The organism is Flavobacterium cyclinae, from assembly GCF_021172145.1.
In the GTDB taxonomy this organism is placed as follows: domain Bacteria; phylum Bacteroidota; class Bacteroidia; order Flavobacteriales; family Flavobacteriaceae; genus Flavobacterium; species Flavobacterium cyclinae.
The window spans coordinates 533,732-546,686 of sequence record NZ_CP089095.1 but is presented as its reverse complement, the minus strand read 5'-3'; the positions used below and the strand labels follow the sequence as shown (position 1 = coordinate 546,686).

Annotated in this window: 12 protein-coding genes and 2 tRNA genes; 8 read left to right on the top strand and 6 right to left on the bottom strand. The window is 29.6% G+C overall.

Annotation, left to right across the window (positions count from 1 at the left end; all coding sequences use genetic code 11):
• Window positions 1-2 precede the first annotated feature (2 nt).
• From LOS86_RS02565 to LOS86_RS02555, 3 genes are read right to left on the bottom strand one after another with little or no spacing between them, the layout of a single operon-like run.
• Window positions 3-509 carry a DUF6702 family protein gene (locus tag LOS86_RS02565; RefSeq protein WP_231843095.1) on the bottom strand — a complete coding sequence of 169 codons (507 nt, stop codon included), beginning with the start codon at window positions 507-509 and terminating at the stop codon, window positions 3-5.
• A gap of 16 nt (window positions 510-525) precedes the next feature.
• Window positions 526-1,359: a BamP family beta-assembly machinery protein gene (locus LOS86_RS02560; protein WP_231843094.1), complete on the bottom strand. Its 834-nt coding sequence runs from the start codon at window positions 1,357-1,359 to the stop codon at window positions 526-528.
• Entirely contained in the window at window positions 1,349-2,125 is a 777-nt protein-coding gene (locus LOS86_RS02555) for a carboxypeptidase-like regulatory domain-containing protein (protein ID WP_231843093.1), read from the bottom strand. The genes LOS86_RS02560 and LOS86_RS02555 overlap by 11 nt, the downstream gene beginning before the upstream one ends.
• Before the next feature lie 111 nt (window positions 2,126-2,236).
• On the opposite strand from LOS86_RS02555, the gene pepE reads away from it, so the two are divergent.
• The gene (gene pepE / locus LOS86_RS02550) at window positions 2,237-2,944 is read left to right on the top strand and encodes a dipeptidase PepE (RefSeq protein ID WP_231843092.1); all 708 of its coding nucleotides are present in this window, start codon (window positions 2,237-2,239) and stop codon (window positions 2,942-2,944) included.
• Window positions 2,945-2,976: 32 nt separating this feature from the next.
• On the opposite strand, the gene LOS86_RS02545 is transcribed toward pepE, so the two are convergent.
• Both LOS86_RS02545 and LOS86_RS02540 read right to left on the bottom strand, forming a co-directional pair.
• Window positions 2,977-3,049, bottom strand: a tRNA-Gly gene (locus tag LOS86_RS02545).
• Window positions 3,050-3,080: 31 nt separating this feature from the next.
• Window positions 3,081-3,156, bottom strand: a tRNA-Gly gene (locus LOS86_RS02540).
• Window positions 3,157-3,312: 156 nt separating this feature from the next.
• Between LOS86_RS02540 and LOS86_RS02535 the strand changes: the two genes are divergently transcribed.
• On the top strand, window positions 3,313-3,750 hold the full coding sequence (locus LOS86_RS02535; protein WP_231843091.1) for a GNAT family N-acetyltransferase: 438 nt from the start codon (window positions 3,313-3,315) through the stop codon (window positions 3,748-3,750).
• Window positions 3,751-3,798: 48 nt separating this feature from the next.
• The gene (locus tag LOS86_RS02530; protein WP_231843090.1) at window positions 3,799-5,388 is read left to right on the top strand and encodes a L,D-transpeptidase family protein; all 1,590 of its coding nucleotides are present in this window, start codon (window positions 3,799-3,801) and stop codon (window positions 5,386-5,388) included.
• A 5-nt stretch (window positions 5,389-5,393) separates the two neighbouring features.
• Here the strand turns inward: LOS86_RS02530 and LOS86_RS02525 are convergent, their stop codons facing one another.
• Entirely contained in the window at window positions 5,394-6,125 is a 732-nt protein-coding gene (locus tag LOS86_RS02525) for a murein L,D-transpeptidase catalytic domain family protein (protein WP_231843089.1), read from the bottom strand.
• A gap of 191 nt (window positions 6,126-6,316) precedes the next feature.
• On the opposite strand from LOS86_RS02525, the gene LOS86_RS02520 reads away from it, so the two are divergent.
• From LOS86_RS02520 to LOS86_RS02500, 5 genes are all read left to right on the top strand, one after another.
• On the top strand, window positions 6,317-8,728 hold the full coding sequence (locus tag LOS86_RS02520) for a DUF5916 domain-containing protein (RefSeq protein WP_231843088.1): 2,412 nt from the start codon (window positions 6,317-6,319) through the stop codon (window positions 8,726-8,728).
• A gap of 81 nt (window positions 8,729-8,809) precedes the next feature.
• A complete protein-coding gene (gene gpmI / locus LOS86_RS02515) occupies window positions 8,810-10,327 on the top strand; it encodes a 2,3-bisphosphoglycerate-independent phosphoglycerate mutase (RefSeq protein WP_231843087.1) in 1,518 nt (505 codons plus the stop codon).
• Window positions 10,327-10,506: a hypothetical protein gene (locus LOS86_RS02510; protein ID WP_231843086.1), complete on the top strand. Its 180-nt coding sequence runs from the start codon at window positions 10,327-10,329 to the stop codon at window positions 10,504-10,506. Before gpmI ends, LOS86_RS02510 begins: the two co-directional genes overlap by 1 nt.
• Before the next feature lie 117 nt (window positions 10,507-10,623).
• Window positions 10,624-11,295, top strand: a complete 672-nt coding sequence (locus tag LOS86_RS02505) for a TetR/AcrR family transcriptional regulator (RefSeq protein ID WP_231843085.1) — start codon at window positions 10,624-10,626, stop codon at window positions 11,293-11,295.
• A complete protein-coding gene (locus tag LOS86_RS02500) occupies window positions 11,292-12,953 on the top strand; it encodes a peptidase domain-containing ABC transporter (protein WP_231843084.1) in 1,662 nt (553 codons plus the stop codon). Before LOS86_RS02505 ends, LOS86_RS02500 begins: the two co-directional genes overlap by 4 nt.
• Window positions 12,954-12,955 lie beyond the last annotated feature (2 nt).

The window sequence follows — 12,955 nt, the reverse complement described above, 5'->3', positions numbered from 1 at the left end:
TTTTAATAGTCTATTTTTTGATTGGTATCACTATTAGTAAACAAAAAACTATTTTTGTTACTGTTAATATTCAAATGAACAATATTTTGTTGTTCTTTATAAATATCGGTTAGTAATGAATTAAAGATTTCGAAGGTATTTATTTTTTTTGAAATTACAATTTTAGAGTAAACAATTAACACATCTCCTTCAACTTCTCTTGTTAGATATTCAATATTTTGGGCTTTTTTATTAATTGAAATTTTAATCTTTTCCTTAATATATTCTTGAATCAAAACATCCGCATTTTCAATTTCTCTTGACGAATTTAGATATAATTTCTTCTTAAATTTTTTCTCCAATGCTTTTTCAAGATCATCAATAAAGATTCGAGATGTGATTTCTACACGTTTCTTATTGGGCACATAATCTATTTGGGTTACAGATACATAAAACTTATGCCAAGCAAACGAACACAAAATAACCACCAAAAATAATGGAAGAGTAAACCGTAGTAATTTCTTTTTCATTTGGTAAAAATAATAATTATTCGGTTTGTATTACAGAATTAAACTTTTTAGCCTGAGTTGTTAAATATTCTATCAATTGAATTTCATATTCAGGCTTTAAAAAAAGAGACAAATCATTTAGAGGCATTTCTGCGAATTGAAGAAAAAGAGGAATTTCTTCATGCTTAATTTGTAATGTTTCAACAAAAAAATTGTGAGCAAAACGTTCAAACATATGATCTGAAAATGATTTCGATTGAATATCTTTTTTTCTTCGCTGTTCAAAAACTTGTTCTGAATGTTTTTTAGAATTGTCTTTACTAGTAAACAAACTAACAATTCCTGCTCCAATTGCTAAAAAATTAAAGTTTGACCCATTTGGAGCAAACTGACTTGGCATTACAGTATTTACTGGAGTTCCTATACGAACGTCATCTTCATAATGCATCACCTTTCTAGCATCTATTTTTGTAAATCCTTCTCCATAAACTTGAATTCTTTTTATATCAACTTCTACAATTCCAGTCAAAGTATAAGGAGTAATCTCTATTTCATTTAATTCTGTAATGTTTGTTTTTAGACGTATTTCTAATTCTTCTAACCAAAAATCTTTATGAGTTAATACATATTTCTTTGACTCATAAGATATCCCTTGAATATAAAGGGTATCTGTAGCTCTAGCTTTTATAGAAAATTTACCATCAGCATTCGTTACCGCTCCAACATTTGATGTTATATTATAAACCGTTAGATTTTCAACCTCTAAAGAATCTGCAACAATTTTTCCATTCAACACTTTCCTTTCGATATGCTGAGCAAACATGAGTTGGCTTACCATTAATAATAGGATGAGAACAAAATTATTTTTCATTTTGCTTATTTTTTAATAGTTCCGATTCTTTTAATTTTAAATACTCAGAAGCTAATTCAGACAAAATAAAAGTAGCCATTGTCTTGTTCTTGTCTTTCATTGCTCTAGTATATTTTTCATTTTCTACAATATAAAACAAGAAACCATCAACATAATCTTCGGGAATATTAAGTGTTTCTGTAAAATATTTTCTATCAAAATAATCAGAGGTTTTAGCTTGAAGTATTTCCTTTCGTTCAACAACTAACTCTTTTTTTAACATTGAGGTTCTCCCACTTATTGAATTAATCAACCCATCAACACTCATTCCTCCTAACGGAATTAACAAAGGACTGTACCATTTAAAATCGCCAGCAGCAGCTAATTTTCTTTCCGCTGGAGTATAAGTTCTTTGATTTGCGGGAACAATTCCTAACGCGACAGCATTAATGCTTTTATAATTTATTATCGCTACTTCTTCTAATTCTGTTATGAGCGATTCCATTTTGATTAATAATAAATCCGTTGAAAAATCATTTTCTTTAAGTATATGTTGAGTAGCTTTTAAATTTATTGCACTAAACTGTAACGTATCGGAAACTTTTGCTTTAATTTGAAAATAGCCTCTTGAATCAGTTACGGCTCCATTATTAGATGACAAATTAATAACGTGTATTCCCTCTAAAAGAGAGGATTCTGATACAATTTTTCCATTAATAGTGGAATCATTTTGAGACAAAACAACAAATGGAAAACATGTAAATAACAGAAGTAAATATTTAGTCATAAAACTAATTTAAGCATTTGTAAATTTAATTGTTATCTTTTAAAATTAAATCCTAATAAGATGATAAACTTATGTTAAGACAAATTTGGTAGTTTTGTAAAAAATTAATCGATGAAAAATATAATTATTGCCAGTACTTCAACATTACACGGAGGCGAATATTTAGACTATTTATTACCTGAATTACAGAACTTCTTTTCCAATGTAAAAGAAATACTTTTTATTCCGTATGCAAGACCAAGTGGGATATCGCATGATGATTACACAAAAAAGGTTAATGAAGCTTTTACTAAAATCAATATATCAGTAAAAGGAATTCATGAATTTGAAAACCCAATCGAAGCCGTTGAAAATGCACAAGGAATTTTTACTGGAGGCGGAAACACTTTTTTGCTAGTTAGTCAATTATATAAAAACAATGTAATTGATACTTTAGAAAAAGTCGTAAAAAATGGAATACCTTATTTAGGAACAAGTGCAGGAAGCAATATTTGCGGATTAACCATGAGCACCACTAACGATATGCCAATTGTATATCCGCCAAGTTTTAGAACTTTAGGATTTGTTTCATTTAATATTAATCCGCATTATTTAGATCCGATTGAAGGTTCAACACATATGGGAGAAACACGAGAAACTAGAATCAATGAATTTCATCATTTTAATCCGCAACCTGTTGTAGGATTAAGAGAAGGAAGTTGGTTAGAAGTAAAAGGCGATTCTGTAAAATTAAAAGGAACTTTAACCGCTAGAATTTTCAAAAGAAACGAAACGCCTATTGAAGTTGCACCTGAAACTGAATTAAACGAATTAAAATAAAAAAGCCTTGCAAATGCAAGGCTTTTTTGTAGAGCGGAAGACGAGGCTCGAACTCGCGACAACCAGCTTGGAAGGCTGGAGCTCTACCAACTGAGCTACTTCCGCAGGTGATAATTTTTAAAACTTTATCTTGTTTTGGAGCGGAAGACGAGGCTCGAACTCGCGACAACCAGCTTGGAAGGCTGGAGCTCTACCAACTGAGCTACTTCCGCATAACAAAAGCGTTAACTTTTGTGGGTGCAAATATACTTTAAAAGTTTTGGTAATTGCAAATTTTTTTTGATATTTTTTTAAAAGCTATTGCACTAACTTTACCCTAAAATCAGCTCTTTTACCTAAGAGATTAACTTTTAATGAGTTATATAATTATGAATATCAAAAAAATTAGTTCGATTGAAACCTACCCTGTTCGTCATGAAGTTTTACGAAAAGGAAAACCGATTGAAACGTGTCAATTTAAAGGTGATAATGATGAATACACAACGCATTTTGGATTCTTTTTTGAAGATAAACTTGTGGGAATCATCTCTATTTTTAAAGAAAATAATATTTTATTTCCCGAATCCAATCAATTCCAAATTAGAGGAATGGCGGTTTTGGAAGAATTTCAAGGAAAGGGTTTAGGAGCAGAATTAGTGAAAAAAGCTGAAAATCATTGCCTTAATTTTAATACCAATTTAATTTGGTTCAATGCAAGAGAAAATGCGGTTCCCTTTTACGAAAAATTAAATTATAAAATTATTGGCGATTCTTTTTTAATTCCTGATGTTGGCATTCATTTTGTAATGTATAAGAAAATACAGTAAAAAAATAATTCGGAAATTCTTCTTATATTTATAACACAATTGAGTTTTATGAAAAAAATTACGCTAATTCTATTTATTTTTTTCTTGATTTCTTGCAAAAAGGAACCTAAACCTTTTGTGTTTGATAACAAAATTATAAAAGATACTATTCATAACGTTATCATAAGACCTATACATCCCGATTTACTTACTGAAAAATCAGACAGCATACAACTCTATTATCAAAAACTAAATTTTCACGAAATTTGGTATCTTGACGAAAACAGAAAAGACTTAATAAATGAAATAAAATTTTGTTTTCAAGAAGGATTAAATCCAAATGATTATCAATTAAAAATTATTGAAGAATTAGAAAATAAACGCTCCAAACTTAATGATGATGAAATTATTAGTTACGATATTCTTTTAACTGAAAACTTTGAAAAATTAGCAAATCATTTACATAAAGGAAAATTGAATCCAAAAGATTTATATGCCGATTGGGATTTACAACCAAAAGAAATCGCACTTTCTTTACTTCTCGAAGACGCTATAAAAGGAAAAAAAATTGCAACCACTTTTAAAGAATTAAAACCCAATCATATTGTATATAAATTACTTAAGAAAAGCTTAATCGAAATTAACAGATTACCCAATCAAACTTTTGATAAAATTTACATAAAAAACAAAATTGTCATAGGAGATACTTTACCTGAAATGGTGAAAATTAAAAATCGATTGGCCTATTGGAAAGATTATCAAAATAAAGACTCTTTAATTACTTGGGCATATGACTCCATTACTTTAAAAGCTGTCAAACGTTTTCAACTGCGTCATGGATTAGCAGCTGATGGCGTAATTGGCATTGGAACCATCAAAGCATTAAACAGTACTAAAGACGAACGAATAGAACAAATTGTTGCCAATTTAGAACGATGGAAATGGTACCCATCGGATTTAGGTGAAAAATATCTAATTGCCAATATTCCCGATTACATGTTGCATTATGTAAAAAATAATGACACTATAGCATCACATCGCATTGTAGTAGGAACGCCAAAAAGAAAAACTCCCATCTTGAGTTCTAAATTATCCAATTTTGTATTCAACCCAACATGGACAGTTCCGCCAACTATTATTAAGGAAGACTTAACTCCTGCTGCAACTAAAAACAGAAACTATTTTTCATCTCGACAAATAACTATTTTCGACAAAAGTGGAAATGAAATAAATCCAGAAGAATGGTTACCCGAAAAAGCAAATCAATATAAATATGTACAAAAACCAAGTTATAACAATTCTTTAGGATTAGTAAAATTTAATTTTGCAAATCGTCATTCGGTATACTTACATGATACAAATCATCGTGATTATTTTGTAAAAACATATCGTTCCTTAAGTTCTGGTTGTGTTCGTGTTGAAAAACCTTTGGTATTAACCAAACAAATTTTAACCGAAATAAATCCTGAAAAATGGAACGGAGCAGAAATTGATTCCATTATTAAAAATGAAAAAACCAAAACTGTATCAGTCAAAGATACCGTTAATATTTATATTTTTTATTGGACAAGTTGGATGAAAAATGGCAAACTTCAATTTAGAGATGACATTTATAATTTAGACAAAGAATTGTTCTTAAAACTGAATTATAAAGATTAGAAAAACTAAGAAACCAATTTGGATTTTGAAACATAAGCTCTTGTAGGATGATAAATAAACACACAAGATTTTCCTTTAATTGTTTCAATTAATTCTTTGTGTACTTCATAAGGAACTGCTGGACATCCTTGACTTCTTCCTAATCTGCCATGATTTTTTATAAAAGATTTACTCACATAATCAGCACCATGAATCACTACTGCTCTTGCTCTTGCGTTATGATTTATTCCGAATTCCATTCCGTCTAAACGTAAAGATAATCCATGTTTTCCGTTATAAGATTCACCTGTAACATAAAAACCTAAACTACTCTTGTAAGATTCATTTTCATTTGAAAAATTAGTAGCAAACTCTAAACCTGAATTTTTCCCATGAGAAACTAACGATCGTAATAATACTTTTTGAGTTTTCATATCAACTACCCACATTCTCTCATGTACAGATGAAAGACTAAAATCAATAATAGTTAAAATTTCACTATCTAATTTTCCTTGCAACTTCAAGTTTTCATAACCTTCAAAAGCAGCTAAAAAACTTTCAAATGACGGCAACGAATAACCATTAGCATCTATAATGCTGTAAACAGATTTGCATTTTGTAATAAAACTAGTTTTTGCATTTGCAGCAATTAATTCAGGATCCGTTGAAATACCTTTTTGTTTAATTTGCTCTAAATTATTTAGAGGTTTAAACGAAAAAATGAAAAGTAAAATAAGGGGCAAAAAGCGGTAAATCATTGTTAATCTAATAGTTGTATCATTATAGAGCTGCACCAAATATATTTAATATTTTTAAACCAACAAACTTTTTTATGCATTTTGTCGAAATTTTTAACCTTTTGTCGATAAATAAGCGAAAAGTTAAACATTATATAAAAAAAGTAGACAAATATGATAAATCCATAATTTTGCCATTTAAATTCTATTACATGAAACAAAGATTCGGTATTACTTTTTTAATTTTTTTTGGTTGTTTTTTATCTACTTTTTCACAAACTAAGAAAAGTGTAACCACAAGAAAAACATCAGAAACTATTTCTATTGATGCTGAATTAAACGAAAAATCTTGGGAAGATGCAGAAATTGCAACCGATTTTGTTTCATTAGAACCTAAAAATGGAACTCCAATTCCAGAAGAATTTAAAACAGAAGTAAAGATTCTTTATAATGACAACGCTATATATATTGGAGCTAAACTTTATGACCCAAATCCAGAAAAAATTCTAAAAGAATTAGTAGAACGTGATGATATAGGCACTTCTGATTTTTTTGGTGTTTTTATTAATGGTTATAACGATGGACAACAAGAATTTCGATTTTTTGTAACGGCTGCTAATGGTCAAATTGACACCAATTTTACTTCATCTGAAGGAGAAGATGGCTCATGGAATGCGATATGGGAAAGTAGTGCAAAGATTACTGATTTTGGTTATGTAATTGAAATGAAAATTCCTTACGCTGCTCTTCGTTTTCCAGAACAAAACAAACAAACTTGGGGATTAAACTTTTTTAGAGAAGTAAGAAGAGAACGTCAAAAATACACTTGGAGTCCAATAGACAATAAAATTGGAGCCATTTCTCAACAAGCCGGAATTTTAACTGGTATAGAAAATATTAAAACTCCTACCCGATTATTTTTAATTCCCTATTCTTCTTTTTACCTTTCAGGAAGTGATACTCAAAAAACAAAAGGGGAATTAAAAGGTGGTTTAGATATCAAATATGGAATTAATGATGCGTTTACATTAGATGCTATTTTAGTTCCCGATTTTGGCCAAACAAAATTTGATAATGTAATTTTAAATTTAGGCCCATTTGAACAACAATTCAACGAAAACCGACCATTTTTTACAGAAGGAACCGATTTATTTAGCAAAGGAAATTTGTTGTATTCTAGAAGAATTGGACAAACACCGGATTTGCAATTAAACTTAGCTGATAACGAATATATTAATGAATATCCGGGTGCTATTAATTTATTAAATGCCTTAAAAATTTCGGGTAGAGACAAAGATGGATTAGGAATTGGATTTTTAAATGCAATCACCGAGAAAACAAATGCAACTGTTTCAAATTATGACAACGACGAAACAAGACAAATTGTAGTTGCTCCTCTTACTAATTATAATGTTACGGTTTTTGACCAACGATTTAATCAAAATTCTTCTGTTACTTTTATCAATACCAATGTAACTAGAGATGGAAGCTTTAGAGATGCAAACGTTACTGGCCTCTTATTCAATTTAAATGATAAAAACAACAAATACAATCTTTCTGGAGGATTAAAATCGAGTAGTATTAACGATGTTGAAAATAAAAATGGCTATAATACTTCTTTATATTTTGCAGAAAACAATGGTAAAATCAGATATAGTTTTGGTGGTGAATATGTATCAAAAGATTTTGATATCAATGACTTAGGAATTAACTTCAGAACTAATTATTATTCATTTTCTGGGAATACCAACTACCGAATTTTAAATCCCAATTCTATTTTTAATACGTTTAGAATAAGTTTAGGCTCTTATTTTGAATTTTACAAACCTACAAATCAAATTCAAGTCAGTAATTTTAACGTAAACATAAATTCTACTAACAAAAAGAATCATTATTTTGGTGGAGGAATCAATTATAATCCGTTTGAAAATTATGATTATTATGAACCTCGTGTAGAAAACAGATACTTTGTAATTCCGAAAAATGCAGGCGGTTACTTCTATTTTTCATCAAATTACAATTATAAATTTGCCTTAGATATTAACCCATATATCACACATATTTTAAATGAAAATCGCTACGAAGCCGGAATTAATATAAGTCCAAGATATCGCTTTAACGATAGGTTTTCTTTGATTTACAGTTTTGATTATTTCAAACAAAAAAATGACATTGGGTTTATTGATTTTGACAACAACAATATCATTTTTGCCAGAAGAGATAGAGATACTTACACTAATGCAATTAGTAGTAAATTTTCTATTAGTAGTGTAATGAACTTTAACTTATCTGTTAGACATTATTGGTCTTTAGCAGAAAACAACAAAATTAATAATTTAAACCAAGATGGAAGTATAACCGAAAACACAACATATAGTAGTAATAAAAACTCAAATTTCAGTACTTGGAATTTAGATTTAAGTTACTCATGGTGGTTTGCTCCCGGAAGCCAAATGTCTGTTTTATATCGAAATAATGCAGCAACATTTAACAGAACTATTGACAAAAATTTCAACTCTAATTTCTCAAAATTATTTGATAACAATTTGAATCACGTTTTATCTGTAAGTATTCGATATTTCATTGATTACAACCAAGCAAAAAACTGGATGAGCAAAGGATAATACGTAATCGTTTTCGTAATTTTTAGCTTCTTTTTTACTACAAAATTTACCAATTGTTTATCTTTGTACAAACACACAAAAATGAACAAAAAAGTAATTTTAATGATATTGGATGGTTGGGGAAAATCACCAGATCCAAAAGTTTCTGCAATAGACAATGCAAATACTCCATTTATAGATAGCTTATATACTAAATATCCAAACGCACAATTAAGAACTGATGGTTTGAATGTGGGTTTACCAGAAGGTCAAATGGGAAATTCAGAAGTAGGCCACATGAATTTAGGAGCTGGAAGAATTGTGTACCAAGATTTAGCAAAATTAAATTTAGCAGTTGAAAACAAAACCATGAGTCAAGAACAACCCCTTATGGATGCCTTCAATTATGCTAAAACCCACAACAAAGCCATTCATTTTTTAGGATTAGTTTCTGACGGTGGCGTTCATTCGCACACTTCTCATTTAAGAGGATTAATTGATGCAGCTCAAGAAAGTGGCGTTCAAAAAATGTTTGTACATGCCTTTACGGATGGACGAGATGTGGATCCAAAATCAGGTGTAAAATACATTGCCGATTTAGAAAATTATCTTCAAAACACAAATGCTAAACTGGCTTCTATTATAGGAAGATATTATGCAATGGACCGCGATAAGCGTTGGGAAAGAGTAAAATTAGCTTACGATTTAGTTGTTAATGCAGAAGGAACACATTCAAAAAATGCCGTTGCAAGTATTAACGAAAGTTATGCCAACGACGTTACTGATGAATTCATTCAACCTATTGTAATGGTGGATGAAAACAACAACCCAATATCAAAAATTCAAGATGATGATGTGGTGATTTTCTTTAATTTTAGAACGGATAGAGGAAGAGAATTAACAGAGGCTTTGTCACAAAGAGATTTTCACGAATTCAATATGCACAAATTGAATTTGTACTATGTTACGATGACCAATTACGATGAAACATATGAAAATGTTCATGTAATTTACGATAAAGACAACATTACAGAAACACTTGGAGAAGTCCTAGAAAAAGCGGGTAAAAAACAAATTCGTATTGCCGAAACCGAAAAATATCCACATGTAACTTTTTTCTTTTCAGGAGGAAGAGAAGAACCTTTTGTAGGTGAAACTCGTATATTAAAAAATTCACCAAAGGTAGCCACTTACGATTTACAACCCGAAATGAGTGCTTTTGAATTAAAAGATGCTTTAGTTGATGAATTAAAAAAAGGTGAAGTTGACTTTGTTTGTTTAAATTTTGCAAACGGAGATATGGTTGGACACACTGGTGTTATGTCGGCTGCAATTAAGGCTTGTGAAGCAGTTGATGTTTGCGTGAAAGAAGTAGTTGAAACTGCTCTAGAAAACCAATACACAACAATCATTATTGCCGATCACGGAAACTGTGAAACCATGATTAACCCAGATGGTTCACCAAATACGGCACATACTACAAATCCAGTCCCAATTATTTTAGTGGATAACGAATTAAAAAATATTGAAAATGGAGTTTTAGGAGATATTGCCCCTACCATTTTAGATATTATGGGAATTCAAAAACCTGAAGTAATGACCTGTAATTCATTATTATAATGAAGAAAATTATATTTACACTTTTCTTATTATCTGCTTTTAGTTGCTCCACAATAAAGAAATCAAAAGGTGAAGACGGAAAACCTGGAGAAGATGGAAAACCAGGAACAACAACAGGAAATAAAGGTGAGGATGGAAAAAAAGGTGAAGACGGAAAATCAACTTCATTGTTCAAATAAAATCAATTACAATCCCGAATAATCTTCGGGATTTTTTGTTTCAATTTCTAAAATAAAAGTTAAACTTTTTTAAAGCAATAGTATTACTATTATATTTGTGATGTTAAATTACATATTATGCCTAATTTACTAACAAATTTAAAAATTACAATTAACGAAAAACTTTATGTTAAAGACCCTGAAACATCAGAATTAGGTCGTAACATTATTAAAAACAGTATTTTATTAATTGATGAAATTGGTTTTGAAGCGTTTACTTTCAAAAAATTGGGAGAGAAAATTCAATCAAATGAGAGTTCCATTTATCGCTATTTCGAAAATAAACACAAATTATTGTTGTACTTGTCCTCTTGGTATTGGTCATGGATAGAATATAACTTAGTATTTGCCACTCACAACATATCAGACCCAGTTGAAAAACTTACCATTGGTATAAAAATCATTACACAAAATATTGTAGATGATATCAGTACACCCCATATAGACGAGTCGGTATTAAATAGAATAATCATTTCTGATTTTTCCAAAACACTTTTAACCAAAGATGTAGATGAAGAAAATAAAGAAGGTTTTTTTGCAGTGTATAAGCGTTTAATTAACAGGCTAATCGACATGATAACCTTAGTAAATCCAACTTATCCTTATGCAAAAAGTTTAGCATCGTCAGTAGTTCAAGGATCTTTACATCAGCACTATTTAAAAGACCATTTTACAACTATCACAAATTTATCAGATCAGGATTGTTTGTCTGATTTCTACATTCACATGATTAAAAAAACATTGTTATGAGTCCAATAGAAAGATTTAAAAATTTAATAATTGTTGACAAAAAAGATATTTATCAGTTATTAATTTATGCCGTATTAGCTGGATTAATAAGTTTGTCTATTCCATTGGGAATTCAATCTATTATTAACTTTATACAAGCAGGAAAAGTTAGCACTTCATGGATTGTACTTGTTTTTGTAGTGGTAATTGGAGTTGCCTTTGTAGGTATTCTTAAAATAATGCAATTTAGAATTACCGAAAATATCCAACAAAAGATATTTGTACGTTCTTCATTTGAATTTGCATTCCGATTTCCAAAGATAAAATTCAACCAAATTTACAGACATTCTCCACCAGAACTTGCTAACCGTTTTTTTGACACATTAACCGTACAAAAAGGATTTTCAAAATTAATTCTGGAGGTATCCACATCGGCACTTCAAATATTATTTGGAATTCTATTACTTTCGTTATACCATCCATTCTTTATCTTTTTTGGAATCATCCTTTTGGTTTTACTATATCTTATATTTAAAATTAACTTTTACACCGGATTAAATACCAGTTTAAAAGAATCAAAATACAAATACAAAGTAGCACACTGGCTGCAAGAAATAGCTAGAAATCACTTAAGCTTTAAAAACGGTAAATTATTTGAGTTTTCATTAGAAAAAAATGACAGTTTAGTTAATGAATACTTGACGCACCGTGAAAGTCATTTTAAAATATTAAGAAAACAATTCATACAGTTAACTGGTTTTAAAGTTATCATAACTGCTGGCTTGCTAATTATTGGGGGGATTTTAGTTATAAATCAACAAATGAACATAGGGCAATTTGTAGCTGCAGAAATCATCATTATTACCATAATTTCGGCTGTAGAAAAATTATTTTATGGCTTAGAGTTATTTTATGATGTTACTACCTCATTAGAAAAATTAGGTGCTGTAGTTGATTTAGAGTTAGAACATACATCAGAAAACAAAAGTACAAAATACTATATTGAAGAGGATGCAATTAATATAGAAACTAAAGAAATTTCGTTCCAATTTCCTGACAGTGAATCTCCAGTAATTAAAAATATTAATTTAACTATAAACAATGGAGAAAGAATACTAATTCAAGGTAAAAACGGAAGTGGAAAAACAACACTATTACGTCTTTTAGCAAGATTATTAGAACCCTCTACAGGAAGCATTTTTTTAAACAACACCAATTTAAAAAAATATTGCATTGATGATTTTAGAAACAACATCGGAGTAATTACAGTAGATGATAGTCCATTTGAAGGAACTATTTATGAAAATATTACTTGTAGTAATCCAAATATTACCAAAAAAGAAGTAGCTAATATCATTGAAAAACTAAAATTAACCGATTTAATAAAATCATTACCTTTAGGATTAGACACTTTAATGGTTTCAGAAGGAAAAAGAATCAATTCTGCTTCAGTTCAAAAAATTCTACTAGCACGTTGTCTTATCACTAATCCAAAAATACTGTTTTTAGAAGAACCAGTTGATAAACTTGATAAAAATAGTGCGGGAGAAATAATTGACTTTTTAACGGATCCAAAAAATCCCTGGACCTTAGTAGTTATTGCAAAAGGAAATTATTGGAAAGAAAAATGCACAAAAATTGTAACTTTAGAAAACAACACTATCAAATCCATTAATTAGAC